The 25,627-nt window shown below is 69.7% G+C and carries 22 protein-coding genes and 1 pseudogene; 13 read left to right on the plus strand and 10 right to left on the minus strand.

Going from position 1 to position 25,627, the window contains the following annotated elements; translation table 11 throughout:
• Nucleotides 1–810: 810 nt before the first annotated feature.
• Nucleotides 811–2,544, plus strand: a complete 1,734-nt coding sequence (locus AB0C46_RS12970) for a hypothetical protein (RefSeq protein ID WP_362827860.1) — start codon at nucleotides 811–813, stop codon at nucleotides 2,542–2,544.
• 120 nt (nucleotides 2,545–2,664) lie between these two features.
• Here AB0C46_RS12970 and AB0C46_RS12975 read toward each other — a convergent pair whose 3' ends face one another.
• Nucleotides 2,665–4,221, minus strand: a complete 1,557-nt coding sequence (locus AB0C46_RS12975; protein ID WP_362827861.1) for a GMC family oxidoreductase N-terminal domain-containing protein — start codon at nucleotides 4,219–4,221, stop codon at nucleotides 2,665–2,667.
• Nucleotides 4,222–4,691: 470 nt separating this feature from the next.
• Between AB0C46_RS12975 and AB0C46_RS12980 the strand changes: the two genes are divergently transcribed.
• Nucleotides 4,692–6,758, plus strand: a complete 2,067-nt coding sequence (locus tag AB0C46_RS12980; RefSeq protein ID WP_362827862.1) for a SpoIIE family protein phosphatase — start codon at nucleotides 4,692–4,694, stop codon at nucleotides 6,756–6,758.
• A 117-nt stretch (nucleotides 6,759–6,875) separates the two neighbouring features.
• Here the strand turns inward: AB0C46_RS12980 and AB0C46_RS12985 are convergent, their stop codons facing one another.
• A complete protein-coding gene (locus AB0C46_RS12985) occupies nucleotides 6,876–7,646 on the minus strand; it encodes a GNAT family N-acetyltransferase (RefSeq protein ID WP_362827863.1) in 771 nt (256 codons plus the stop codon).
• 528 nt (nucleotides 7,647–8,174) lie between these two features.
• Here AB0C46_RS12985 and AB0C46_RS12990 point away from each other — a divergent pair.
• Nucleotides 8,175–10,271, plus strand: a complete 2,097-nt coding sequence (locus tag AB0C46_RS12990) for a SpoIIE family protein phosphatase (protein ID WP_362827864.1) — start codon at nucleotides 8,175–8,177, stop codon at nucleotides 10,269–10,271.
• Nucleotides 10,272–10,294: 23 nt separating this feature from the next.
• On the opposite strand, the gene AB0C46_RS12995 is transcribed toward AB0C46_RS12990, so the two are convergent.
• From AB0C46_RS12995 to AB0C46_RS13025, 7 genes and pseudogenes are all read right to left on the minus strand, one after another.
• Nucleotides 10,295–10,588 carry a hypothetical protein gene (locus AB0C46_RS12995; RefSeq protein ID WP_362827865.1) on the minus strand — a complete coding sequence of 98 codons (294 nt, stop codon included), beginning with the start codon at nucleotides 10,586–10,588 and terminating at the stop codon, nucleotides 10,295–10,297.
• Nucleotides 10,589–10,901: 313 nt separating this feature from the next.
• On the minus strand, nucleotides 10,902–11,186 hold the full coding sequence (locus tag AB0C46_RS13000; RefSeq protein ID WP_362827866.1) for a hypothetical protein: 285 nt from the start codon (nucleotides 11,184–11,186) through the stop codon (nucleotides 10,902–10,904).
• A gap of 143 nt (nucleotides 11,187–11,329) precedes the next feature.
• The gene (locus tag AB0C46_RS13005; protein ID WP_362827867.1) at nucleotides 11,330–11,644 is read right to left on the minus strand and encodes a hypothetical protein; all 315 of its coding nucleotides are present in this window, start codon (nucleotides 11,642–11,644) and stop codon (nucleotides 11,330–11,332) included.
• A 620-nt stretch (nucleotides 11,645–12,264) separates the two neighbouring features.
• Nucleotides 12,265–12,646: pseudogene (locus tag AB0C46_RS13010) on the minus strand (VOC family protein).
• Between the two features lie 84 nt (nucleotides 12,647–12,730).
• The gene (locus AB0C46_RS13015) at nucleotides 12,731–14,833 is read right to left on the minus strand and encodes a SpoIIE family protein phosphatase (protein WP_362827868.1); all 2,103 of its coding nucleotides are present in this window, start codon (nucleotides 14,831–14,833) and stop codon (nucleotides 12,731–12,733) included.
• 535 nt (nucleotides 14,834–15,368) lie between these two features.
• Entirely contained in the window at nucleotides 15,369–15,779 is a 411-nt protein-coding gene (locus AB0C46_RS13020) for a GtrA family protein (protein ID WP_362827869.1), read from the minus strand.
• Nucleotides 15,776–16,753 carry a glycosyltransferase family 2 protein gene (locus AB0C46_RS13025; RefSeq protein WP_362827870.1) on the minus strand — a complete coding sequence of 326 codons (978 nt, stop codon included), beginning with the start codon at nucleotides 16,751–16,753 and terminating at the stop codon, nucleotides 15,776–15,778. Before AB0C46_RS13025 ends, AB0C46_RS13020 begins: the two co-directional genes overlap by 4 nt.
• A 124-nt stretch (nucleotides 16,754–16,877) precedes the next feature.
• Here AB0C46_RS13025 and AB0C46_RS13030 point away from each other — a divergent pair, with 124 nt between their 5' ends.
• Entirely contained in the window at nucleotides 16,878–19,364 is a 2,487-nt protein-coding gene (locus AB0C46_RS13030) for a YfhO family protein (RefSeq protein WP_362827871.1), read from the plus strand.
• Nucleotides 19,365–19,441: 77 nt separating this feature from the next.
• Here AB0C46_RS13030 and AB0C46_RS13035 read toward each other — a convergent pair whose 3' ends face one another.
• Nucleotides 19,442–19,996 (minus strand): hypothetical protein, encoded by a 555-nt coding sequence (locus AB0C46_RS13035; RefSeq protein ID WP_362827872.1) that lies wholly within the window; start codon nucleotides 19,994–19,996, stop codon nucleotides 19,442–19,444.
• Between the two features lie 398 nt (nucleotides 19,997–20,394).
• Between AB0C46_RS13035 and AB0C46_RS13040 the strand changes: the two genes are divergently transcribed.
• From AB0C46_RS13040 to AB0C46_RS13080, 9 genes are all read left to right on the plus strand, one after another.
• On the plus strand, nucleotides 20,395–21,474 hold the full coding sequence (locus AB0C46_RS13040; protein ID WP_362827923.1) for a PP2C family protein-serine/threonine phosphatase: 1,080 nt from the start codon (nucleotides 20,395–20,397) through the stop codon (nucleotides 21,472–21,474).
• A 174-nt stretch (nucleotides 21,475–21,648) separates the two neighbouring features.
• Nucleotides 21,649–21,969 (plus strand): gas vesicle protein, encoded by a 321-nt coding sequence (locus AB0C46_RS13045; protein ID WP_362827873.1) that lies wholly within the window; start codon nucleotides 21,649–21,651, stop codon nucleotides 21,967–21,969.
• A gap of 35 nt (nucleotides 21,970–22,004) precedes the next feature.
• Nucleotides 22,005–22,475 (plus strand): gas vesicle protein GvpJ, encoded by a 471-nt coding sequence (gvpJ, locus tag AB0C46_RS13050; protein WP_362827874.1) that lies wholly within the window; start codon nucleotides 22,005–22,007, stop codon nucleotides 22,473–22,475.
• A 3-nt stretch (nucleotides 22,476–22,478) separates the two neighbouring features.
• Nucleotides 22,479–23,225, plus strand: a complete 747-nt coding sequence (locus tag AB0C46_RS13055) for a GvpL/GvpF family gas vesicle protein (protein ID WP_362827875.1) — start codon at nucleotides 22,479–22,481, stop codon at nucleotides 23,223–23,225.
• 1 nt (nucleotide 23,226) lies between these two features.
• Entirely contained in the window at nucleotides 23,227–23,451 is a 225-nt protein-coding gene (locus tag AB0C46_RS13060) for a gas vesicle protein GvpG (RefSeq protein ID WP_362827876.1), read from the plus strand.
• Nucleotides 23,452–23,508: 57 nt separating this feature from the next.
• On the plus strand, nucleotides 23,509–23,916 hold the full coding sequence (locus AB0C46_RS13065) for a gas vesicle protein (RefSeq protein WP_362827877.1): 408 nt from the start codon (nucleotides 23,509–23,511) through the stop codon (nucleotides 23,914–23,916).
• Complete coding sequence (locus tag AB0C46_RS13070; protein ID WP_362827878.1) at nucleotides 23,913–24,719, plus strand: GvpL/GvpF family gas vesicle protein; 807 nt, start codon at nucleotides 23,913–23,915, stop codon at nucleotides 24,717–24,719. The genes AB0C46_RS13065 and AB0C46_RS13070 overlap by 4 nt, the downstream gene beginning before the upstream one ends.
• Before the next feature lie 3 nt (nucleotides 24,720–24,722).
• Nucleotides 24,723–24,953 carry a gas vesicle protein gene (locus AB0C46_RS13075; RefSeq protein ID WP_362827879.1) on the plus strand — a complete coding sequence of 77 codons (231 nt, stop codon included), beginning with the start codon at nucleotides 24,723–24,725 and terminating at the stop codon, nucleotides 24,951–24,953.
• Nucleotides 24,950–25,246: a gas vesicle protein K gene (locus AB0C46_RS13080; protein WP_362827880.1), complete on the plus strand. Its 297-nt coding sequence runs from the start codon at nucleotides 24,950–24,952 to the stop codon at nucleotides 25,244–25,246. Before AB0C46_RS13075 ends, AB0C46_RS13080 begins: the two co-directional genes overlap by 4 nt.
• Nucleotides 25,247–25,627 lie beyond the last annotated feature (381 nt).

Raw genomic sequence — 25,627 nt, forward strand, 5'->3', positions numbered from 1 at the left:
AAAGCGGCATCAGGCGCACATCGCAGTCACTTGACGCCGCGTCAAGTGACTGACATCACAGGGACTTGATATTCGGCAAAGCGCCCGCTGTCCGCTTTTGCCTGTGGTTTCGTGATACCTTCCTCCAGCTTCTTATTCTGTCATTACATCCATGGGGGGACCGCGGATGCGTTGTCGCCCATCCCGGAAGGATCACCGGCCGAAGTCTGACGACCTTTCTCTCCCGAGGTCTCGCCGACGTACCCACCCCTGCCGTGCAGTTTCCTTCGCCTATCCGGCGTGCGGAAGGAAACAAAGGAACCAGGGGTGGGGTCATCGTCGATGCGGACGGCCGGTATGCCGAAAAGCAGCTCACCGCAGGCCGGTAAGCGCTCGGTAAAAGTAGCGAGATCTGGCCATTCTTTCAGGACAGCGCAGCCGGTGAATTCGACACCGGCCGGCGGCGATCAGGATTCGCCCCGCTGATCCGGAGGAAGCGCGCCATGAAATGCACGAGCAACACCGAATCCCCGGGCGGGGAACGCACCCCCGCCCCCGGTTTCCTCAGCTGAACCCGGTCGCTTCGACCCTTCAACGGACAGGCTCATGAAACGAATACCCTGGGTGCGCGCCGCTGCCGTCGGCGTCTGCGCCTCGATCGCGCTCGCCGTTCCGGCATTCGCCGCGCACCAAGCGTCGCCGGATGCCCGGACCGCGCCCACGGCTCAGGGCGTGCAAGCGTCCCTGCTCAGCGGCCTTCGGGCACCGGATGTTCCCGCCGTCTTGACCACCCCGGCGCCGGCCGGCACGGTAACGCCTTCTCATGGCCCGGTGAAGCCTTCCAAGGGCGTGACACCGGACGAGATACGCAAGGCGCAGGAGCTGGAGCGCTACTGGACGCCGGAGCGCATTCGCAGCGCCGTCCCCGTGGACGCGGTGCAGGTCGGGGAAAAGGGCCAGGACCTGCAGGGTGCCCCCGATGTGGCGGGCCGGCGTGCACTGTTCGCGCCGAGCCATCAGGTCGCATCGGGAGTCGCCACGGTCGGTGTGTTCCTGATCCGCAGTGATGACGGGTCGGCGACGCCCAACCAGTTCTGCAGCGCCAGCGCCGTCACCTCGCCGACCAAGCGTCTGGTGCTCACCGCGGCCCACTGTCTGAAGGGCGGCAAGCCGTACCGCAATGTCGCCTTCGTGCCCGGCTACCGCGGCGGGGCCTCGCCGGCGGGCCAGCCCGGGGAGCGGCCGTACGGTCTCTTCCCGATGGAGCTGGGCAAGGTGTGGATCGACGAACGGTATCTGTCCTCGTCACCCAGCGACGATGTGGACTTCGCCGTCCTGCGCGTCGGACCGAACTCCCAAGGACAGCTCCTGGAAGACGCCATCGGCCGCGGCAATACGCTCACGGCGGTCCCCACCGCGAATCTGGCCCGCCGTGAGGTGACGCTCACGGGCTACCCCGGGGGCCAGAAGACCCCACTGCAGTGCACGAACGGAACCAGGGCCTTCCAGGGCCGGTTCATGGAAATCAGCTGCGACGGCTTCCGTACGGGCGTCAGCGGCGGTCCGTTCCTGGAAGGCTTCGACGGCAGCCGCGGCAACCTCGTCGGCGCCATAGGCGGCTACAAGACCGGCGGGCTCCAGGACAACATCTCCTACAGCTCGCAGTTCGACAACGACGTCTTCCGTCTCTACCACCAGGCGGTCGCGGACGCGGCGCCGGATACCGTCAACCCCCTCGGTGACGCCACCACCTGGCAACACGCCACCACCGTCCTCACCGGCCGGTTCCACTCCGGCTCGGTGCGCAACAACACCGGCGACCTGATCGTGCGCTGGTCCGACGGTGAAGTCTCCCTCTTCCCCGGCAACCGCGCCTACGGCCTGGGCAAGGACATCCGGCTCGACAAGAAGGACCGGGCCTGGAAGCAGGCGAAGGCCGTTACCGCGGGAGAGTTCACCGGCAACAGCACCGACGACCTCCTCGTCCGCTGGGCCGACGGCAAACTGACCCTCTACAAGGACGTCAACGAAACCAACAAGCTCAACAACGCGATCCAGCTCAAGGGCCCCAACGGCACCTGGACGCATGCCGAGGGCATCACGGCCGGCCGGTTCGGCGGGGGCAACGCGCGCCGCGACGACCTCGTGGTGCGCTGGTCCGACGCCGAGATGACCCTCTACACCAATGTGGACGGCCGGGGTCTGCACGCCGAGAAGCAGCTCGCCAAACGCAAGAACACGACCTGGTCACACGCCCGCGACAGCGTCGCCGGGAACTTCGCCGCGGCCGCCGGCGACCAGGATCTCTTCGTCCGCTGGTCCGACGGTGAAGTGACCGTCTACGAGAACATCGCCGCCAAGGGCTTCAAGGCCGAACACCAGCTCCGCCCCGCGAAGTCCGCATGGCGCTACAGCAGCCTGGTCACCGCAGGTGCCTTCGGCGGTGGTACCCGGCAGGACGACCTTCTCGCGCTCTGGCCCGGTGGCAAGCTCGTCATGTACGGCGACACCACGGCCACGGCCCTGGGCCGCGAACGCCTGCTCGTTCCCGCACGGATCAGCTGAACCCGCACATCACGCCCCGGAATGCCGTCCGGTCCCGCTCACGGAACCGGACGGCATTCCGGCATGGACGCTTCGGCCCTCGGGGCCGCCGCCGGCGCTCACCAGGCGCCGGCGCGCAGGTCAGGCCGGTGCCGGGAGGCCGCGGATCAGGTCCGCCGCCTTCTCCGCGATCATGATCGTGGGAGCGTTGGTATTGCCCCGCACCACCGTCGGCATCACCGAGGCGTCCACCACGCGCAGGCCGCTGACACCGTGCACCGTGAGCCGGGAGTCGACCACGGGTCCGATCGAGCAGGTGCCCGCCGGGTGGTACAGGGTCTGCAGCTCACGCCGGGCGAACTCCAGCAGCCCGGCGTCGTCCGTGGAGCGGGGGACGCGGAAGTCGGCGCGACGGTGCTTGCGCAGGCTGGGCTGGTCGGCGATGTCCAGCAGCATCCGCAGCGCCCGCACCACCGTGGTGCGATCCTCCTCCGTGGTCAGGTAGTTGTGCAGGATGTGCGGTGTGGCGCTGGGGATCGCCGACCGCAGCGAGACCTTGCCCCGGCTGGTGGGGGCGAGCAGGACCGCGCCGAACATGAAGGCATGGTCGGTGACCGGGCTGATGCCCTCCTCGTGGAACATCACCGGTGTGGCGTGTACCTGGACGTCGGGAGCGTCCAGCCCCTCGCGGGTGCGGTGGAACCCCCCGGCCTCACCGACGTTGGAGCTCAGCGGGCCACGGCCCTCGGACTCCAGCATGCGCACATTGTCCGGCGTCTCGGCGGTCAGCAGGGATTCGGTGTCGGTCAGGTAGGAGAGGCCGATGTGCGGGTGGTCCTGCAGGTTTTCCCCCACCGGGAGGTCCACCCGGGGCGTGATGCCGCGGGCCGCCAGTTCCTCGGCCACGCCGATACCGGACAGCATGAGCAGCTGCGGGGAGTTGTACGCCCCGGCCGACAGCACCACCTCCCGCTCGGCGCGCCGTTGCAGCAGTTCACCGCCCCGTTCCAGCTCGACCCCGGCCGCGCGATCGCCGTCGAACAGCACCCGGGTGCACTGGGCGCCGGTGAGCACTTCGAGATTCGGCCGTTCCAGAGCCGGCCGCAGATACCCGACGGCCGTGCTGCAGCGCATACCGGCGCGCTGCGTCAGGTGGTAGTAGCCGACACCGTCCTGTTCCGGACCGTTGAAGTCCGCGGTGTAGGGGTGGCCGGCCTCCTGGGCGGCCGCCACGTAGGCGGCCATCAGCGGATGCCGTGAGCGGCCTTCGCTGACGGTCAGTGGTCCGCCGGTGGCGTGCCACGGCGATGGCTCCCCCCGGAAGTCCTCGGCGCGCAGAAAGTAGGGCAGGACGTCGTCCCAGCCCCACTGCTCCGCACCCGCGGCGGCCCAGGCGTCGTAGTCGCGGCGGTTGCCGCGAATGTAGATCATCGCGTTCATCGACGACGAACCACCGAGCATCCGGCCTCGCGGCAGGAACCGGCGCCGGCCGTCCAGCCCCGGTTCACAGTCGCTGAGGTAGCTCCAGTCGTACTTCGTCTGGAACAGCTTGCTGAAGGCGGCCGGAACGTGGATCTCCTGCGCATCGTCCACCGGCCCGGCCTCGACAAGGAGAACGCGGGTGCTCTCGTCCTCGGTGAGCCGGGCTGCCAGCACACATCCGGCCGACCCGGCACCCACGATGATGTAGTCGTACACCCGTACCCCTCACGCAGCGCTCTTGCGGACCTCTTCACCCAAGCCGCATCGACAGGTCCCCTCACACCGGGATTCCAGCCAATGTCATCCGGATCCGCCCGGCCCCGTACGGCAGTTGAGAGATGCCTCCCAGGTCAGGCAGGCTCCTCACCCATCCGTCCCGTACGGGTCACCCATCCGTCCGTACGGGTCACCCATCCGTCCCGTGCAGGGCTGCCCCGCACACCCCCGCGCCACTGCGGCCGCCGCAGGTGCTGGTGCGCCGCGGTACGCGGTGGCGGGGTCCGGCCCGTCGCGCAGCGGTCATGAGGGCCGGAAGCGCAGCGGTACGGCGGCCGCGACGCCGGTTGTCCCGGTCCCGTGCCACGCCGAGTGTCCGCACAGGAGGGACGGGCGCAGAATGAAGAGAGCCGCTCTGGCGTACGGAGGGCGGACGGGCCCCCGTGCGCGGCGGGTGGAAGGACGAGCCGGTGCCATCAGATCGGCCCAGCGACGAGCAGGCTCGCGGTCCGCTCTGGTCCGAGCCGGGGTCGCTGCTGGAGCATGTCGCCGTCGCCGTGTTCGGCATCGATGACGACAACCGGGTCTGCTACTGGGGCCCCGGCGCACAGCATCTCTTCGGCTACCGGGCCGCGGAGATGCTGGCGAAGCCCGGCGCTCTGCTCTTCCCCGCCTCTCCCGGTGACGTTTCCGACGCCTGCGCCCGCCTGGCCGAGCGCGGCCGGACCGAGGGCTACTGGCGTGGGCGTCTGCTCGCCACACATCTGGACGGTTCGGTCTTCGACTGCGGCTTCCGGGTCTTCCCGGTGGCCGGGGCCGCGGGACGTTCGGTGGTCATGGCCCTGGCGAGCCGTGGCGACGAACTGGACCGGGTGAAGACCAATCTCGCCTTCCTCGACGCGCTCTTCGAGACCTGCCCCATCGGCCTGGTCATGCTCGACGAGGAACTGCGCTACGCCCACCTCAACCAGGGGCTCGCCGACATCAATGGGCTGCCCATCGAGGAACACCTGGGACGGCGCATCACCGAGATCATGATCACCGCGGACGGCGGCGAATACGAGCGGATGCTGCGCGGCGTCGCCGAGGAGGGCAAGCCCCTCGCGGGGGTGCGGGTCGGGATGCGCACCCGGGGCCATCCGGACCGGGACAAGGTGCTGTCGGTGAGCTTCTTCCCGCTCTCCCGGGCAGGCGGCACCCGCCCGGGATTGGGCGGCCTGCTGGTGGACGTGACCGACCGGGAGCAGGCCATCGTGGAGGCGACCGCCACCCGTCAGCGGCTGGCGCTGCTGGACCAGGCGTCCACCCGGATCGGCACCACCCTGGACGTGAAGGTCACATCCCAGGAACTGGTCGATGCCGTGGTTCCGGACTTCTCCGACGCGGCCGTGGTGGAGCTGGTGGAATGGCTGGACGAGCGCAAGTCGTTCGACCCGGCACTGCCGGTGATCACTCACCGCCTCGCCCACGGCACCGTGCTGCCCCCTCCCGCGACGGAGCTGGTGAGCGGGGTGGAAGGAGTGCACTATCCGCCGGGCTCCGCCATCCACCGGATGCTGCGGACCGGCCGTCCGATCTCCGTGCCGGTGAACCAGGAGTTCATCCTGCGGACCGTGCTGGACGAAGCGCGCGCCCGGGTGCTGGCCGGCAGCGGTCTGACCTGTCTCCTCCTCGCCCCGCTCATCGCCCGGGGAACGGTGCAGGGCATCGCCATTTTCGGCCGGTCCGCGGCCCGGCCGGCCTTCACCGAGCAGGACCTCAGCCTGGCCGCGGAGCTCGCCTCCCGGGCCGCGCTCTGCCTGGACAACGCGCGGCTGTACAGCAGGGAGCGGAACATCGCGCTCACCTTCCAACGGGCGCTGCTGCCCAGCTCCCTGGGGACCTGCCCCGCCCTGCACCTCGCCCATCGCTATCTGCCCGGCAGTCATGTCACCGAGGTCGGCGGCGACTGGTACGACATGATCGCCCTGCCCGACCAGCGAGTCGCCCTGGTCGTCGGCGATGTCATGGGACACGGCGTCTCGGCCGCCGCGGCGATGGGCAGGCTGCGTATCACCGCCAAGGCACTGGCCCGGCACGACCAGGAACCGGCAGAGCTGCTCACCGAACTCGACCACTGCGCCCAGGAGGCGGGCATCGAACTCGCCACCTGCCTCTACATCCGCTACGACCCCGTCACCGGACGCACCCGGATCGCCAGCGCCGGCCACCCCCCGCCCCTCCTCCGCTACCCCGACGGCCGGACCGAGCTCATCGACGAGGTTCTGGGGGTCCCGCTCGGCGTCGGCGGCTGCCCCTTCGGGTCGACGGACATCGACCTGCCCGACGACACCACGCTCGTCCTCTACACCGACGGCCTCATCGAGTCGCGGGGCCACGACATCGACGAGGGGCTGACGGCGCTCCGCACCGAATTGAGCCGGCTCCCCGACTCACTGGAAGCCGCCGCGGACCACATCCTCGCCCGCCTCGTACCGAGCTCCCCGGCCGATGACACCGTCCTGCTCCTCGCCCGGGTACACCGCCTGCGGCTGTGAGGGGGCACGCGCGACCCGCGTCACCCGCGTCACCCGCGTCACGGGCGTCGACGGACCGGCGTTCCTTAGGGCCTGTCTGATGGGTCAGGGTCGGACAGGCCCAAGGTCGGACAGGCGCTAAGGGCGTCCCGGCGCGGCGATGCGCGCAGATACGCACGGATCCTCGTTGCGGTATCCGAGGCGGCTGTAGAGCCGCTCGGCGGGCGAGTTGTCGGCGAGCTGCCACAGCGTGCAGTACCCGTACCGGCGTACGGCGTACCGGGTCAGCCACGAGGTCAGCGCCGCGCCGAGGCCCTGACCGCGCAGCCGCGCGTCCGTCGCGACCGACGCCATCAGCGGAGCCCCGCTGTCCCGCAGGCTGCTCAGGGCGCCGCAGGCCACCAGCCGCCCGTCCGTGTCGCGGATACCCGTCCACAGGCTGACGCCGGAGGAGCCGGGGCCGGTCGAATGGGCGGGGCTGTGCTCGTTGAGGAAGGCGAGCAGCTCCCCGTGGTGCGTCTGGTCCAGCTCGATCACCCGCTCCTCGGCCCGATGGACGGGCGGTTCCTCCAGCGTCCACCGGAAGACCCACTCGACGACATCGGTCACCGCAAGGTGGCGGCCGACCAGCGCATCGGTACCCAAGGGGGCGGTGAACTCCCTTACACCGTCAGGGAATTCATGCGCGGCGCGGAGGACGAGTCCGGCGGCGGAAACCGCTTCGCCGACGCTCCACAGATGTCCGCGGGCGTCGTCGAGCCAGGCGGCGGCACCGTCGCCGGACCAGCTGATCCGGTCGGCAGAGCGCCGTCGCGCGGCGCCGAAACGCAGCAGGGCGGAGCCCGCCTGGCGCTCCAGACCCTGCTGGAACAGGTCTGCGGTCCGGGGAGGAAGAGTCGTTGCCTGCATCGCTCTCTCGGGAAGGACGTAACGGGAGGGCGACGGCCCGGACACGCGCAGGGCGCAGCCGGAACCGACCGTCTGGGGGTGTGGGGGAGTCCCGGCAGGGGCTGCGCGCAGCGCGCCCGGCCGACCGGGAGGCCCACTGTTGCACACCGCCCCTGGCCCGGGGCAAATCCGGGGCTCAGGCAGCGGATGCGTACCGGGAGCAGCGGAGGGCGCCACCCGGGATTGGCCCCCGCCGGCCGGCACCGTCCACCACGCACCGGCCTGCGGAACGCGCCCGCGAGCGCCCGCTCTCCCCGGGCGCGAGCAGCGCAGAGGCGGGTGCAGGCAGCACGTTCGTGACCCGTCGGCCCGCCGGGGGAGTGGTGGCGTTGATCACGATGCGGGCCGGAGCAAGAACGTCCCCCCCGCGACTGCGCGGCCGTCCTGATCCGGGGAACATGGAAGCACTGCTAGGGGCAGCGGACACGAGCCGCAGCCTGAAGCCGGCGGGACCCGATGCCGCGCTCACAGGCGGAGGAGGTGCCTGGGATGGGTACAGCAGGCCCCTTCGGACCGTCGGGCGCCCAGCCGCCTTCCGGGGTGCCGCAGCGGAGCGGGCTGCTGGATCTGCTGAGTGTCGCGGCGGTGCTGCTCGACGCCGAGGGGCGGATCGTGCTGTGGAGCCCACAGGCCGAGAAGCTGTTCGGGTACACCGCGCAGGAGGCGCTGGGCCGGTTCGCGGGTCGGCTGCTGGTCCATGAGCAGCATCTGGACCTGGTGATCAGTCTGTTCACCGAGGTGATGGCGACGGGCGAGAGCTGGGCCGGCGCCTTCCCCGTCCGGCACAAGGACGGCAGCACCCGGCTGGTCGAGTTCCGCAATATGCGGCTGCTGGACGACCGGGGTGACTTCTACGCCCTGGGTATCGCCACGGACGAGGAGATCCTGCGCCAGGTGGAACGAGACGTGGCCCTGTCCACGCGGCTGGTCTCGCAGTCCCCCATCGGGCTGGCCGTTCTGGACACCGATCTGCGCTATCTCGCCGTCAACCCTGCCCTGGAGCGGATGAACGGTGTCCCTGCCGAGGACCATCTGGGCCACTCGGTGCGTGAGGTGCTGCCGTTCCTGGAGACCGACGCCATCGAGGCCGCCCTGCGGCAGGTCCTGGAGTCCGGAACGCCCCTGGTCGACGAGCACACCGTGGGCCGCACACCCGCCGACCCCGACAACGATCATGCCTGGTCGGTCTCCTACTACCGGCTGGAGGACCCGGGCGGGCGGGTGCTCGGGGTGGCCGGCCTCGCGGTGGACGTCACCGACCGGCACCGCGCGGCCACCGAGGCGGCCCGCGCCCGGCGACGCCTGGCCATGATCGCTGACGGGTCCGCCCGGATCGGCACCACCCTGGAGGTCGAGCAGACCGCCCGTGAGCTGGCCGACGTCGCCGTCCCCGAGCTCGCCGACGTAGCTGCGGTGGACATCCTGGATTCCGTCCTGGAAGGCCGCCCGGCCCAGACATCCGGCGCCCGCCATGCGCTCTTCCGGGCCCTCGCGGTCAAGGCTGCCTACCCCACGGAGGCGGTCCGCGCCGCCGACCCTCCCGGCAAGCTCGCCAGCTACGGGCCCGACCGACTGGCCACCCGGTGTGTGCGCACCGGCCGCCCCCTCCTGATACCCCACATCGAAGAACACGACCTGGCACGCATCGCCCGCGACCCCGAGGCAGCCGACCTGCTGGCCCGCGCCGGCATCCACACCTACCTCACGATGCCGCTGATCGCCCGCGGCGAGGTACTCGGCGCCCTGGGCCTCACCCGCGCCCGCAACCCGCTGCCGTTCGACGAGGACGACCTCGCGCTGGCCGCCGAACTGGCCGACCGCGCCGCGGTGTGCATCGACAATGCGCGCCTGTACCAAAGCCAGCGCAACACCGCCATCACCCTCCAGCGCAGCCTGCTCCCCGACCGGCCGCCGCACCAGAAGGGCCTGGAGATCGCTACCCGCTACCAGCCCGCCGGCACGACCAGCGAAGTCGGTGGCGACTGGTTCGACGTGATCCCCCTCAGGGCGGACAAGACCGCGCTCGTCGTGGGCGATGTGATGGGCAGCGGCATCGACGCCGCCACCACCATGGGACGCCTGCGCACCGCCACCTCCACCCTGGCCGACCTCGACATCCCGCCGACCGAGGTGCTGCAGCACATCGACAAGATCACCTCCGGTCTGGACCAGTACGCCACCTGCGCCTACGCCGTCTACGACCCGCACCACGCCGTCTGCCACATCGCCGTGGCCGGGCATCTGCCGCCGGTGCTGATGCGCAGCGGTCGGCCCCCGGAACTGCTCGACCTGCCCATCGGCGTACCGCTCGGGGTCGGCGGTGTGCCCTTCGAAGAAGCCACCTTCGGCATGCGCCCCGGCGACCAGCTGGTCCTCTACACCGACGGTCTGGTCGAGACCCGCCACGACCCCATCGACGAGCGCCTGTCGCTTCTCCTCCGCCTTCTCGACAGCCCGGACCGCTCCCTGGAGGACACCTGTGACCGTCTTCTTGACGCACTGCGCGATCCGGACGACCCCGACGACGTCGCCGTCCTCATCGCCCGGGCCCGGCACCAGGAACGGGACTGTGAAGACAGGTCCTAGATACGGCGGATCCGGGCCGCCGGCTAGATACGGCGGATCCGGGCCGCCAGCGCATGCCCGATGCACACATAGACGACGGCGGGCAGCCCATAGTTCAGCACGGTCCGCAACCACTCGGCGTCCATGGTGAACAGGTCGTGCGACCACCCGGCCAGCCAGCCGGCCGCACCATGGACCACGCTGACCAGATCATTGGCGCGGTTCGCGTCGACGAGGGCGAACAGGATCCACAGACCGAGGATCAACGCCGTCAGGTCCGCGAGGACGACGATGGCCTTCGCTGCTTCGTTGTTGCGATAACGAGCGCGTGGGGACATGCACAACGCGTTGCCGCTTTCGGCCGCTTGAAACGCGCCGGTTCGGCCGCTTGAAGCGCGCCGCTGAGACGCCCGCCGCAGGCTGCCGGGCCCCGGCCAGCTCCGTCCCGCACGACGGTCATGGTCTCGGAGGGGCGGCACGGTCATGGTCTCGGAGGGGCGGCCAGTCACTCCTCGTGGCGCAGCGCGAGATCAGCCGCTCGCGGTTTCCGTGGGCGACGAGTTTCTGCTCCGCCGGTGTCCGCGCGGCACCGCCAGAGGTTCTTCGATGCAGTCCGTGTGCGGTCGGTGACCGGTCCGGCTGGTCATCCAGTCACTCGGCCGGCTCCTGGCCGGTGTCGGTCAGGCTCGCGATATGGGCGCGGTAGGCAGTGACTTCGTCCTCGGTGAGCGCCAGGCGGCCGGGGCCGGCCTGGTCGGCCGGAAGCTCGGTTGCCTGGACCGCCGCCCGGTACAGGGGGCCGGGCAGATTCAGCAGCAGCTGTCCCTGCTCGGCGGTTTCGATCACTATCCACGAGTCCGCGTTGTCGTCGTGAACATCGGTGACTCCGATGGTGCTGATGGCGGTCACGGTCAGGACCGGAGGTATTTCGCTCATGCCACCTCCCTATCAGCCGTCGCGTGCCACGGCGAATCGCCGAAGTGGGGTGGGCTCCCCAAAAGGAGAGCCCACCCCACAGCCCAACAGGAAGCCGGCCGGCACCCGGTCACTGACCCGTCGTGCCCGGCCCGCTGCGTGTCCTAGCGCAGAAGGTCGGCCAGGTACCCGCCACCGGTGTGCACCCCGCCGGTCGGCCGGTGGTGGTCCCACCTGTGGTGATCACGCTTGTGGTGATCGCGCTTGTGGTGGTTCTTCTTGCGGTGGTCCTTCTTCTTGTGATGGTCCCGCTTGTGGTGTCCGTGCTTGCACTTGCGGTGGTCGTGGTCGGAGCTGCTCGACGCGACGTGGTCCGTGGCGTGGTCCTCGACCGAGGACGCGGCCGTCGCGGTGGGGGCGGCGATCGCGAACATCGCGGTGATGACGGCTGAGGCGAACAGAGTGCGGGCAGTGCGCATGGACATGTTCCTTTCGGCCTGCTGCGAAGGGCGACACCCTGTCGGCCTTCTGCGGCGCACTAGTGATATGACACGCAGTCAGTTGCATTGTCACGGCGCACCACTTGGGAGGGGCGGATCCGGGCGAATAATTGAGCTTTATGGGTGGCGTGAGCGCACTGCGGGCGCCGGCGGTGTGCGCAAGGAAAAAGGCATGAGCATGGCGGCCGGTTGGCCGGTTGGCTGGTTGACCGGTCTGAGGTCTGGGGGTCGGGTGCTGCCCCATGGGCCGGGCGCCGACCGGGGAAACGCCGCTCCCGGAGCGCTGACCTGCACGGCATTCGCCAGACGTGGGCGCAAGGGTCGTCGTGACGAACGGAAATTACCGGGAGTAGTTCCCGGGTGAGAGGGTTCGAATAGCGACATTTCCAGGTGAATGTCGTCGATAGGGCGGAATTAAAGGAATGCGCCTATTTAACTCATCGCTCTTTGTGGAGCCGTGAATGCTCCCAGCTCTGAGATGCTGGCCGTCCGGTACGGCAAGCTCGCCGTCCGTAACGAAGCAACCGTTCTGGTCGCGGGCATAAACGAGTGGCTGTGACCAGTTGTCATGCCAAACCGGCCAGGGCGGCGCGTGAGCGTCAGGAATTCATGGCGGCCCGGTCGGACTCACTGCGCAGAACGCAGAATTCGTTGCCTTCGGGATCAGCGAGGATTGCCCAGCCTGAACCATCGGGATTCCGGTGATCGGTGACAAAGGTGGCACCGAGGCCCAGCAGCCGGTCCACCTCCTGATCGCGCGAGGTTTCGGGGCAAACACAGATGGATCCGGTTCTTGATCGTCTTGGCCTCGGGCACCTGGTTGAAGTGCAGCACCGGCCCCTCCGCCAGCAGCACCTGAATCTCCCGGTCACCCGGTCTGTCCTCCGGATGCAGCGGACGGCCGGTCGCACTGCTCCAGAATCGCGCCAGCTCGTAGGCATCCGCACAGTCAATCGCCACGTTCTGCAATACCGAGACCATGCGCGCGAGCCTTTCTGATCTCCACACCGAACGCCACCGAGTTGCGCTCATTCTTCGAGCACACAGCTCAGGCCCCTGGCAGCACTATCGATTCACGCCCTGGAAGTCAGGGGTGAAGGGCTCGGTGCCGGCGATCAGCAGGGCGACATCATCCGGGTCGTCGGGGCGTCGCAGATCGCGCAGGAGCCGGTCGCAGGTTTCTTCCAGTGAGCGGTCGGGTGCGTCCAGCAGGCGGAGCAGGGTGTCGAGGCGTTCGTCGAGGGAGTGATGGCGGGTCTCGACCAATCCGTCGGTGTAGAGGACCAGTTGATCGCCGGGGTCCAGGCCGAAGGTGATGGTTTCGAAGGGGACGCCGCCCACTCCGAGGGGCGTGCCGGTGGGCAGATCGAGGAACTCGGGGTGCTTGCCGCGGCGTACGACGGCGGGGGGCAGATGGCCGGCGGTGGCGATATGGAATGTGGCGTGGTGGGGATCGTAGGTGGCGTAGACGCAGGTGGCGATGTAGTGCTCCAGCCCCGAGGTGATCTTGTCGAGGTGCTGGAGGACCTGAGCGGGGTCGAGGTCGAGGTCGGCGAAGGCGCAGGTGGCGGTGCGCAGACGGCCCATGGTGGCGGCGGCGTCGATACCGCTGCCCATGACGTCGCCCACGACGAGGGCGGTCTTGTCGCCGTCGAGCGGGAGGACGTCGTACCAGTCGCCGCCGATCTCGTAGGTGGCCTGCGCGGGCCGGTACCGGGAGGCGAGCTGCAGACCGGGACGGTGGGGCGGGTGGTCCGGGAGCAGGCTGCGCTGCAGGGTTTCGGCGGCGTTGCGCACGCTCTGGTGGGTGCGGGCGTTGTCGATGCACACGGCGGCGCGGGAGGCCAGCTCGGCGGCCAGGGCGAGGTCGTCCTGGTCGAAGGGGGGCGAGTTGAGGGCACGGATGAGCCCCAGGACGCCGAGGATATGGCCGCGGGCGGTGAGCGGGGCCAGCAGGTAGGAGTGCACGCCGGCGCGGGCCAGCAAGGTGGCGGCGTGGTCGTCGCGGGCGATGCGCGCCAGGTCGTGGGAATCGGCGTGGGAGATCAGGATCGGGCGGCCGGTGCGCACACACTGGGTGGCCAGGCGGTCGGTGTCGTAGACGGCGATATGGCCGGGGGGATCGGCGGCCCGGACGGCTTCGGTGGGGTAGGCGGCCTTCACCGCGAGGGCGCGGAAGAGCGCCGAGCCGTCGCTGGGCGCGGGGCGGTGCTCGTCCAGGACGGAGTCGAGGACATCGACCGTCACCACGTCGGCGAGCTCGGGAACGGTGACCTCGGCCAGTTCCCTGGCGGTCTGTTCCACCTCCAGGGTCGTGCCGATCCGGGCGGAGCCGTCGGCGATCAGGGCCAGACGCTGCCGGGCCTCGGCGGCCTCCCTGGCCGCCTGATACCGGTCGGTGACGTCCACCACCAGGTCGGCCACCCCCAGTACACGTCCATGGGGGTCCTCCAGCCGGTACAGCGAGATCGACCAGGCGTGCTCGTGGTCCGGGTCGGAGGGGGTACGGCCGACGACCGTGGCCTGGTCGACCATGGGAATCCCGGTCTTGAGGACCCGCCGCATCGCGGCCTCGGGCACCTCGAACTTCGTGGCGGTCATGATGTCGCGGTAGTGCCGCCCGAGATGGTCCTTCGCGGGGATGCCGTGCATCCGCTCCAGAGCGGGGTTGACGGCCACGTACCGCAGTTCGGTGTCGAGCATCGCCAGCCCGATGGGGGACTGGGAGATCAGCCGGGTGGACAGGGCGACATCCCGCTCCACCTCGCGGAGCGTCGAGGAGTCGGTGGCGAGCCCGAGGGCGTAGAAGTCGCCGTGGTCGTCCATCAGCCGCATGTTGCGCAGCTCCACCAGCCGTACGGTGCCGTCCCTGTGGCGGACGGGGAAGGTGCCGCTCCAGCTCCGGCCGGTCTCCATGACCCCGGAGAACTTCCCGATGACCAGGTCCCAGTGCTCCTGGTGTACGAGCAGGGGCGCCGCGTACCGCCCGAGCGCTTCCTCGGCGGTGTAGCCGTACAGGTCCTCGGCCTGCGGGCTCCACAGGACGATCCGGCCATCGGCGTCCAGCAGGACCGCGGCCACACCGAGGAGGTCCATCAGCCCGCTCGGCTGTGGCGGCCTTCCCTCCGGCTGACCGGCATCGGCCGGACGCCCATCGGCTGCGCTCACCCGGGCACTCCTTCCACCCGACGGACCAGATGGGCAGCCCCCTGACTCCGGTCCGTGGCCTGTCCACCTCGTTGGCTGTGGACCTCCCCTTCGCTGGTGAGTGCTTCGACTTCCATCGTCCACCAGGACCGGCCGCCCGCACACCCCGTCCCGCCAGGGCCAAGGGCGCCACTGGCCGAACGCAACCTGACAGTGCTTATGTAAGCGCTGTTACGATGCCCTGCATGGCCGAGGAACCGAAGCCCGATCCCACCGACCGGAGCCTCTGACAGCCCCGCTGCGACTGCTGCAGGCATCGATGGACGCGGACATCGCCCGGATCTACACCGAGGAGCGGATCACCGGACTCAGCCGTCGTCGGCTGGAAGACAGTCAGCAGCAGCACCACGGGACGGCTGAACTCTCACTCGCGGCATAAACCCCTGTGTCCACATCCCGGGGGTCACCTCATGGGCGAATCCATGCCCTCGATGTGGCGACGCCTGGTGTGCTCGCGAGGTGGGGGACGGGTTGCAGCAGTGTTCGGCGCGGCCCACTACTCAGAAGCGACTGATTCGGCCAACGGCGCGGGAGCGCGCTCCGGGCGGAGCATGATCGTGCGGGAGACCACGAAGGTGATCGGGATAGCCGTCGCGGCCGCGACAAGCGGTGCATAGCGGCTGCCGAAGTGGAGCACGTCGACCAGCAGGCACACACCGCTCGTGGTGATCACGAAGTTCGCGGCGTTGGTGAGCGGGAACAGCAGGAACTTCCGCCAGGTCGGCCGAGTCCGGTAGGTGAAGTACGAGTTCAGGAAGAACGAGCCGACCATGCTGAGCAGAAACGCCAGGACGTGCGCCACGACGTACGGCATCCAGGGCAGGAACAGCAGATAGCAGCCGTAGTACGTCGCCGTGTTCACCACGCCGACCAGGGCGAAACGGAACATCTGCGCCTGGACCGTCATCGGCGTACGAGCTCCCCCTGCTCCTCCTGGGTGCGGTGCTGCTGCCGGGACGGCAGTCCCACGTTGGTCGCCGCGACCAGATAGTGCGGGCGGCGCTTCACCTCGTAATAGATACGGCCCACGTACTCGCCGACGACGCCCAGCATGACCATCTGGACGCCGGCAAGTGCGACCACCGCTACCAGAAGTGTGACATAGCCGGGGGTATCTACCCCGTTTACCAGGGCGTCACCGATGATCCACATGGCATACGCCATGGCTACGGCGAGCAGCAGGAGGCCGATGTACACCGCGGCCCGCAGCGGCTTGTTGTTGAAGGAGAGGAGACCGTCGAGGCCGTAGTTGAGCAGCTTGCCGAAGCTCCATTTGGAGCGGCCCTGCTCACGCACCGCGTTTTCGTACTCGAAGGTCGTCGTACGGAATCCGACCCAGGCGAAGAGGCCCTTGGAGAACCGGTTGTACTCGCTCAGTCCGAGGACGGCGTCCACGGTGCGGCGGGACAGCAGCCGGAAGTCGCCGACGCCGTCGACGAGTTCCACGTCCACCAGCCGGTTGATGAGCCAGTAGTAGGCGCGCGCGGTGACCGTGCGCGTGACCCGGTCGCCCTTGCGGGTGCGTCGGGCGATGACCTGGTCGAATCCCGCCTCGTACAGGTGCAGCATGCGATGCACCAGCTCGGGGGGGTGTTGGAGATCGGCATCCATGATGACCACCGCGTCACCGCCGGCGTACTGGAGTCCGGCCAGCATCGCAGCCTCCTTGCCGAAGTTACGGCTGAAGGAGACGTACCGGGTGCGGGCGTCGGCCGCCGCGATCCCCTCGAGGAGAGCGAGCGTGCGGTCCCGACTTCCGTCGTCCACATAGACCAGTTCGTATTCCTGGCCCAGCAGGGCGAGTTCCTTGGTCACGTGTTCATGGAAGTGGCCGATGATCTCTTCTTCGTTGAAGCACGGGATAATGATCGATATCAGCACAGTAGAACCACAACCGCCGTGGATGTCGTCTTTGGATTCGGTACATGGCGGGCAGGTGATCAATGCGTGAATTGCGTCCTTTATGCCTCGAAGTCACGATGTGCCCTGTCATATTCGAAGAATCATGCCGAACTTGGACAACACCGCGCCGGTCCACATATCCGGCTCCCGCGATCGCGGCCGCGCCACCACACTTGCCGCCCTGCTGACGCTCGTGGCCGTATGCGCCGGTGACGCCGTCGCCCGCAGCTTTCCCTTCGGGCCGAAGACCCGGAGCGTCAACGACCTGGGCAATCAGTTCGTCCCCTTCCATGCCCATCTGTGGGACCTGCTCCACGGCCGCGCCGGGGGCGGGCTGCTGCTCAACTGGCAGTCCGGGTACGGCACGAGCTTCCTTCCCGACCTCGGCACCTATCTGACCAGCCCCTTCTCGGTGCTCGTCGGACTCTTCCCGCGCGAGGACATCGATCTCGCGGTGCACGTGATCACCGTGCTGAAGATGGCCGCGGCGGCAGCCGCGATGACCTGGCTGCTGTTCACGCTGCACCGCGGCAACGGCCGCTGGTGGGTAGCGGCGGTGCTCGGTGCCTCGTACGCGCTGTGCGGCTGGTCGGTCGTCGAGGCCTCCTACAACCCGATGTGGCTGGACGGATTGATCGCCTTCCCGCTGCTGTGTGTGGTCGGCGAATGGGCTCGGACGAGGCAGCGGGCCGTCCTCGGCACGCTGATCGTCGCCGTGGCGTGGGCCGCGAACTTCTACACCGCCTACATGGCCACCCTCGGCGCCGCCCTGGTGCTGGTGCTGCGGCTGATTCTGGACGAGCGGACGAACGACGGGAGAGACGACGGGGCGGGGACAAGGACAGCCATGCCGACGCCGGTACGGGACCGGGTGCGGGTGCTGCTCCGGGCCGCCGGGACCACCCTGCTCGGCATCGCGCTCGCCACCCCGGTGCTGCTTCCGGTCTTCCGCGGCTCGAAGCACGCCTACCCGGGCTGGACAGGGGAGTTCGAGCCGGCCGGCTGGGCCGATGTGTTCGCCCGCGCGCTCCCCGCCACGTACAGCTTCTTCACCCCGGCCGCCTTCCTCGGCACCGGAGCGCTGCTGCTCGCCTGCGCGCTCGTCTTCCACCGCGGGGTGCCGCGGCGCGTGCGCTGGTGGTGGACCGCGCTGGTGGTGGCCGTCGCGGTGTCGATGCAGTGGGGGCCGACCCATCTGGCCTGGCACATCTTCGCCACCCCCAACGGCAGCCCGTACCGGCAGTCGTTCGTCCTCGCCGGTGTGCTGGTGATCGCGGCTTGGGTGTGTGTGGCGCGGGCATGGCCGGGACGGCGGGCGCTGCTGGCCGGCACCGGGTTGCTGGCGGTGCTCGCGCTCGGCGCGGCGACCAGCAAACTAGTCACCGGTTGGACGTTCCCGCTGTTCGCGCTCGGGCTGGCCGGGGCCGTGGGCGGCCTGGTGCTGGCGACGCGGCAGAAGTTCGCCGTCGTCGCCGCGCTCCTCCTTACGGGCGGCCTGGTCGGACAGGCGGCGGCGACCACCGCGTACGCCGACCGGCAGCGCCTCGGTCGGCTCGACCACTATCCAGCGTGGGGCGCCGCCCACAGTGCGCGCGCCGACGCGGTGGCCGGGGCCGACAACTGGCCCGGCTCCCGCACGGACAGCGGTCGCGAGCACCTCACCGGCAACGATCCGATGCTGCTGGGCGGCGAGAGCGGCGCCTACTACAGCAGCCACACCCCCGCCGTGCTCACCCGCACCATGGCCGCGCTCGGCGCCGGCTGGACCTCGCGGGGCCGCAACGTACAGAGCCTCGACAACCCTGTCACCGACGCGGTCTTCTCGGTGGGGGCGCGGGTGCGCACGGCGCCCGGCGGGCGCCCCGAGGTGACGCGGGCTGCGGTGCCACCGCTGGTGACCGTACGGCCGGAGGGCCCGGAACCGCGCTATGGCACCTCACCGTTCCGCAACCAGGAACTGCTGCTCGGCGCCCCGGTGTACGGCGACCCCGTCGGCGGTGTCTGCCCAGCGGGCACCGACGTCTTCCTGTGGGCTCCCGACTTCGCGGGCACGGCCCGGCTCGGTGACGGAAAGCCGGTGCGGCTCACCGGTGGCTTGCCCAAGCGGCGCGCGCCGATGATCCCGCTCGGCACGTCGAACGGACCCGCCTCCCGGATCGCCTTCGGCAAGCAGGAGCCCCGGGACTGGAGCGCCGGCTGTCTCGACCGCGGCAGACTGGCCGCCGCCGTGGCCCGGCTGAAGACCTCCGGGGCGGTGTCGGTGGAGGTCGGCGACAGCGGGCTACGCGCCGAACTGCCGCCCGGCTCCACCGGTACCGCCGTACTCGCCGCGCCGCGTATCGCCGGCTGGACCTGCGACGGCAGGCCCGCGGGCCGCTACCTCGGGCTGGTCGCGGTGCCGCTCGACGGGAAGCGGACCACGGTCGACTGCTCCTTCCGGCCGCCGGGGCTGCGCGCGGGCGCGGCGGTCGGCGGAGCCGCGCTGGTGGTGCTGGCGGTACGGGCGGCCGTCCCGCTCGTACCCGCCGTACGGGCGCGTCGACGGAAGGACGCCAAGCCTTCACGGCACATCGCCGACTCAGGTCACTAGTACCGCACCCGCAGTTATGGGTGGTTGGTCACCGACCACCGGCTGCCCCGGCCGAGGGTCGGCGCAAGACGCCCTGGTCAGCCATTCTCCCTTGCCGGCTGCGGCTCCGGCTCCGGCTGTGGCTCCGGCTCCGGCGCCTTGCCGGGCCAGATGGTGGTCGCTACGGGCCAGATGAGGCTGTAGACAAGGACCTTGGTGAGCGGGTTGAGCCAGACGAGGAGCGGAGCACCCTTGTCGAGCGTGCCGACCAGTACCACCAGGCCGAAGAGCATGCCGACGCTGACCGCATAGGCCAGCAGGAACGTGAACCAGGACTTCCAGGCGTCCACAACGGCCGTGCGGCCGTGGAGGCTGGGGCGGGGCGGAGCGGCGCTCCCGCCGAAGCGGCGGGCGAACTTCGCGTCGGCCCAGCGGACGGTGCGGTGTCCGTAGACGACGGTGATTCCGAGGTAGGCCGCCGACAGGCCGTGCCAGACGGTCGGTCCGGCGCCGTCCTGGATGCTGAGGACGGTGGCTCCCAGCAGTACGACATCGATCAGCGGGACACACAGCAGCAGCCCACCCCCGAGGGCCCGCCAGCCGGCGGCGTAGCGCGCGGCCAGGCCGCCGACAAGGAAGATCCAAAAGAGCACATCACAAGCGAGAATCAGGTAAAAGATGACGCGGCCCCCCAATGCGCGATTCGATCATTATCGTCCGGGGCGGCCGCGACCCGGCGTCCGGATCCAGCCACGTCGGGGCCCCACCGCGCCGGCCCCACGGACGGACAGGGAGGACGGACAGGGGAGACGGGCAGGGAAAGGGCGGGTGAACCGTCCTCGGGCACCGGGGGAGCGTGTCCGCGAAGAGCAGCACGCTCAGCCGATAGGGCGTAAACGAGCGCATCCAGCCCACAGGGCGTATATGTGAAGCCATCGGAATGACACACCTGGTGCGGTGCAGTACGCCGTGCGGGGGTGGCTCCGGTCCTTCCGCGTCGCGAGCGCGGCCCGGCAGCAGGAGATGCACTGTGAAAGGCCTGCAACCCACGCTGGCGAAGGTGCCCTGGATACTCGCGGCGCTGGCCCTCCTGGCCGGCGTCCTGCTGAACCTTTTCGCGCCCGAGCCGTACATGGGACTCCCGCTGCTGGCCGCCGCACCGCTCGTCGCCGGCGCCACGCTCACCTTCCGCTCCGCGCTCGCCGTCGTATGCGTCACCTGCGTGGTCTCGGTGGCACTGGACATCGAGCGGGGGCGTCCGGCGACGCCGCTGTTCGTCGATCTGGCCGTGGTCGGCCTGATCGGCGTGCTGGCGCTCGCGGTCAACCGGCTCATCGTGCGGCAGGGCCGCGATCTGGCGCTGGCCCGGGATGTCGCGGAGGCGGTCCAGCGGGCGGTGCTCCCGGATCCGCCGGCGGAGGCCGGGCCGCTGGCCGTGGCTGCCGGGTATACCGCGGCGCAGGCCGAGGCGCGGATCGGCGGGGACTTCTACGCGGTGCAGGAGACGCCGTTCGGGGTGCGGATGATCATCGGGGACGTGCGGGGCAAAGGCATGCAGGCCGTCGCCGCGATGGCGGTCGCGCTCGGGGCGTTCCGTCAGGAGGCCGAATACGCTCCCACCTTGGTCACGCTGGGCGGGCGGATGGACGAGGCACTGGCCAGGGCGGCGGCCCGGAGCGGGCCGGTGATCTCCAGCGAGGGCTTCACCACCGCTGTGCTGGCCCAGGTCTCCGCGGACGGTGAGGTGCTGAGCCTGGTGAACCGCGGGCATCCGCCCCCGTATCTGGTGCACGACGGGCAGCTCGTACGGCTCGACCCGACCGCCCCACAGCTGCCCCTCGGGGTGGGGCTGGACGAGATCACGCCTGCGGCCTCGGCGCCGGTCGATGCGGTGCGACTGCCCCTGGGAGCGTCGCTGCTGTTGATCACGGACGGGGTCACCGAGGCACGGGACAAGCGGGGCACGTTCTACGACCCGGTCATCGCGGGGCGTCTGGGCCGGCGGTTCACGGACCCCGAGGCCCTGGTGGATGCCCTGACCAAGGACGTCGGCCGCTGGACCGAGGGCGCCCACGAGGACGACATGGCCATTCTGGCCGTCACCCGGCGCCGCCCTCCCCACGCCGCCTGATCGGGACATGCGCCGCCACGAATGGCGGACCGCCGTTTCCCGCGGGTATTCACCAGCGCTTGTGCAGGCCGCCGCGCCCGTTGCCGGTGTCGCATGGCGTGGTCCTCGTCCGCTGCGGCACAAGATTGGGCCCGCTCAGGATGCGCAGGTCTTGGAGACGATGAGACTTGGTGTATGGCAGAGCAATCCCGAACGCGGGTCCGGTCGTCCACGGCTGCCCGAAAGCAGAAATCAACGCCGGAGAGCACACCTGCGGAGGTGGCGCACCGTGCCGCTGAATTGCTGCAGAACGTGATCAGCCACCGGACCGAAGGCGTTTCGGCGGTACGGCGGACCGACGACGGCTGGTGTGTCGTGGTGGATGTGCTGGAGCTGGCACGGATCCCGGACACCACGAGCCTTCTTGCGACGTACGAGGTAAGGCTCGACGGCGAGGGCGAACTGCTCGAGTACTACCGGACCCACCGCTATCGACGAGGTGCGGCCGACCAGTGAGCGCGCCGTCCCGACCAGCTGAAAGGGCACCCTAGATGACCACGACGACCTATTCAGGCCTGTCCGGAGAGGTAATTCCCTGCCCGCCCAGGGCCGGAACGCTGTACGACGTGATGGAGCTCATCCTGGACCGCGGGATGGTCATCGATGTGTTCATACGGGTGTCCCTGGTCGGGATCGAGATTCTGAAGATCGATGCCCGCATCGTGGTCGCCAGTGTTGATACGTACCTGCGTTTCGCAGAGGCGTGCAATCGACTGGATCTGGAGCGGGATTCGGGAAGCGTCACCGTTCCTGAACTCTTCAGCGGCCAGGCTGCCAAAAGCATCGGAAAAAGCAAGGTGAAAGACGCCGCCAAATCCGTTGGCGATACCGTCCGTTCGGCGGTGGGCAAGGGCGATGACTCGGATGACGATGCGGACGAGGAAGCGCAGCCGCAGCGGCGGCGGCGTAGTTCCGCCCGGTCCGGAGCTGCTTCCCGCCGACGGCGCTCAGAGGAGGAATGACCCGTGACGGACGACGGTATCTACGTCTACGGCATCGTCCGGACCGATCGCCCGTTGCCCTCGCAGGTGGGTGGAGTGGGGGATCCCCCAGGAGTCGTGGAAAAGATCGAGGAGGGACGGGTCGCCGCGGTCGTGAGCCAGGCGCCGCCGAAGCTGCGTGCCCGCCGTCGCGACCTCTTGGCGCATCAGGAGCTGCTGCTGGCCCTGTCCGAAGGCGGGCCGGTCCTGCCCATGCGATTCGGCATGGTGGCGCCGGACGAGACGGTGATCCGCCGTCAGCTGGCCGACGCCGAGGAACGCCATCTCGCGGCGTTGGAAAGCCTCGCGGGCCGGATCGAGATCAATGTCAAGGCGATGCCGGCCAACGACTCGCTCGCCGCGCTCGTCAAAGGGGACGCCACCATCCGGGGGCTGCGCGACGAGGTGCGCCGGCGGCCGAGCTACGAGGCCAATATGCGGCTGGGAGAGGCGGTGGCGGGCGCGCTGTCGCGCCGGGCCGCCGAAGCGGGTCAGGAAATCGTGCGTGAGCTGAAGCCCTGGGCACATGCGGTCTGCCCCGGGCCGGAGGTATCCGGATACCAGGTCAATATGTCGTTCCTGGTGGACCGGAGCGACAGTGCCGAATTCGCCGCGGAGGCGGAGCGTCTCGCCCAGGACCGGCGCGAGCGCGTCGAACTGCGGGTGGCGGGACCGCTGCCCTGCTACAGCTTCCTGGAGCCGCAGGTGCTCGCGGGAAGAGCCGGAGGATGACATGGGGCTGATCAGCGGAGTGCTCACGCTGCCGCTCGCCCCGGTGCGGGGGGTGGTCTGGGTGGCCGACCAACTCGCCCAGGCGGCCGACCGCGAGCTGCACGACCCGTCCGTCGTCCGCGCCCGGCTCGCCGCACTGAACCAGGAATACGAAGCCGGTCACCTCAGCAAAGCGGCGTTCGAACGTGAAGAGGACCAGCTGCTCGACCTGCTGTACGAGCGCTGACCGGCGCCCCCGAGCCGCGTCCCGCCCTGTACGCGACGAAGAGGAATGAGTGACCACGTGACCGACGTCGATTACAGACAGGCCGCTCCTCCTGCCAACGGTCCCAGCACCGCGAACCTCGCCGACATCCTCGAACGCATCCTCGACAAGGGCATCGTCATCGCCGGGGACATCAAGATCGATCTGCTGGACATCGAGCTGCTCACCATCAGGCTGCGGCTGTTCGTCGCGTCGGTGGAGACGGCCAGGAAGGCCGGTATCGACTGGTGGGAGACCGACCCCGCGCTCAGCTCCAAGGCGGCGCGGAGTGAACTGCGGGAAGAAAACGCCCGGTTGCGCGAGCGCCTGGAAGCGCTGGAGTCCGGCGATGACGAAGCGCCGGAGTCGGGCGATGACGGTGCGCTGGAGTCGGGCGATGACGGTGCGGCGTCCTCCTCGCGGGCGAAGGACAAGGCAGGGTCATGACGATGGAGCAGCTCGACACCTCGGAGAGCGCCACCGCGACCTATGTCTATGCGGTGGGCCGCCGGCTGGACCCGGCCGCCCTCAGCGGGCTCACGGGCCTCGCCGAAGGCTTCCCCGTGCGCACACTGCCGCTCGGGCCCCTCACCGCGGTCGTCCAGCATGTACCGGCCGCCGAGTTCACCCAGGACGCCTGGCAGGAGCGGCTGTCGGACCGTGCGGAACTGGAGCGCTGCGCACGAGCGCACCACGAGGTGGTGACCGCGGCCGCCGCCTGCGGGCCGACGGTGCCGCTGGCGCTCGCCACCCTCTACCAGGGGGACGAGCGGGCACAACAGGCCCTTGGCGCGGACCGGGACCGCTTCGCCGCGGCGCTGGCCCGTATCGAGGGCCACGCCGAATGGGGAGTGAAGGTCAGTCTCCCGGCAGCCGCTCCCGAACCTCCCAAGAGCGGACCTCCAAGGAGCGGTGGCAGGCCGTCCGGCGGGGCGGGCCGTGCCTACCTGGATCGGAAACGAGGGCTGCACCAGGCGCGCGAGCAGCACCATGACCGTGCGCTGCAGACCGCCGAGGACATCGATGCCGCCCTGAGCCGCCTGGCCACCGCCACCCGCCGGCTGCGCCCGCACACGCAGGAGATGACCGGTGAGCGGCACCGCCTGCAGGTGCTCAACGCGGCATACCTGGTGACGGCCGAGCGCGAGAAGGAACTGCTCGATGCGGTGGCGACCTTGCGGCACCGTACGGGAGCAGAGGTCGAGGTATCGGGCCCCTGGGTGCCGTACTCGTTCGTCGGGGAGGTGTGAGCCGTGTCCGCTCGCGAGCCCGTCCCCTGGGACACACCGGGCCCGCTCACCGGGCCCATCGGGGTGCCGCTGGTCGACCTGCTGGACCGCGTCCTGTCCACCGGGGTCGTGGTCAGCGGGGACCTGGTCATCGCCATCGCCGATGTGCCGCTGATCCGGCTCTCCCTGCACGCACTGCTGTCATCGGTCAGCGACCGGGTGCCCGCGCCGTGGTCGGACGGAGGTCCGCTGTGACGGGAAGAACGCGTACGCCCGAGAGCAGAGTCGACCTCGACCGTGAGCAAATGGGCCGCGATCTGGTCTCGTTGGTGCTCACCGTGGTGGAGCTGTTGCGGCAGTTGATGGAACGGCAGGCGATCCGCCGCGTGGAGCAGGGTGACCTCAGCGATGAGCAGGTCGAACACATCGGGGAGACGCTGATGCATCTCGAAGCGCGGATGACCGAGCTGTGCGAGCAGCACGACCTGCGCCTCGAAGACCTCAACCTCGATCTTGGCCCCTTGGGGTCCCTCCTGCCCCGGAACTGAGGGATCGGGCCCGCCTCCGGCAGCGGGGGACCACTGCATCCGTCGTCACCCGGCCGGTTCCGGTGGTCAGGGAACGGACCTGCTTGCTGCACAGGGCCAGCCCCGTGACGGTGACGACCAGGCACACTCCGCCGAGCAGGGTCGCGCACGCGCGGGCCCGTGAGCCGGACCGGGAACGGCCGGAGCCGGGAAGAGCCATTGGCACGGGGGAGACCGGCCCTTCCCGGCAGATACATCGTCAGCCGGGACGGCTCCGCGGCCCCAGGGCCGAACGGCCCTCCTTCGCCCCGGCGACCGGCCCTCGGTGGCGGGACGGTCGGCCCCCGTCGCCGATGGCCGGTCGGCACCGGTGCCCGCCGGCGCTGCCCCGCTGATCACGTA

Source organism: Streptomyces sp. NPDC048637, assembly GCF_040650675.1.
Lineage (GTDB): Bacteria > Actinomycetota > Actinomycetes > Streptomycetales > Streptomycetaceae > Streptomyces.

What these genes read in the sequence shown, in the direction of transcription:
- AB0C46_RS12985 (WP_362827863.1), bottom strand. Translation starts at nt 7,646, where the DNA reads ATGCAGGCAACGACTCTTCCTCCCCGGACCGCAGACCTGTTCCAGCAG.
- AB0C46_RS12990 (WP_362827864.1), top strand. Translation starts at nt 8,175, where the DNA reads ATGGGTACAGCAGGCCCCTTCGGACCGTCGGGCGCCCAGCCGCCTTCC.
- AB0C46_RS12995 (WP_362827865.1), bottom strand. Translation starts at nt 10,588, where the DNA reads ATGTCCCCACGCGCTCGTTATCGCAACAACGAAGCAGCGAAGGCCATC.
- AB0C46_RS13000 (WP_362827866.1), bottom strand. Translation starts at nt 11,186, where the DNA reads ATGAGCGAAATACCTCCGGTCCTGACCGTGACCGCCATCAGCACCATC.
- AB0C46_RS13005 (WP_362827867.1), bottom strand. Translation starts at nt 11,644, where the DNA reads ATGCGCACTGCCCGCACTCTGTTCGCCTCAGCCGTCATCACCGCGATG.
- AB0C46_RS13020 (WP_362827869.1), bottom strand. Translation starts at nt 15,779, where the DNA reads ATGACGGTCCAGGCGCAGATGTTCCGTTTCGCCCTGGTCGGCGTGGTG.
- AB0C46_RS13030 (WP_362827871.1), top strand. Translation starts at nt 16,878, where the DNA reads ATGCCGAACTTGGACAACACCGCGCCGGTCCACATATCCGGCTCCCGC.
- AB0C46_RS13045 (WP_362827873.1), top strand. Translation starts at nt 21,649, where the DNA reads ATGGCAGAGCAATCCCGAACGCGGGTCCGGTCGTCCACGGCTGCCCGA.
- gvpJ (WP_362827874.1), top strand. Translation starts at nt 22,005, where the DNA reads ATGACCACGACGACCTATTCAGGCCTGTCCGGAGAGGTAATTCCCTGC.
- AB0C46_RS13060 (WP_362827876.1), top strand. Translation starts at nt 23,227, where the DNA reads ATGGGGCTGATCAGCGGAGTGCTCACGCTGCCGCTCGCCCCGGTGCGG.
- AB0C46_RS13070 (WP_362827878.1), top strand. Translation starts at nt 23,913, where the DNA reads ATGACGATGGAGCAGCTCGACACCTCGGAGAGCGCCACCGCGACCTAT.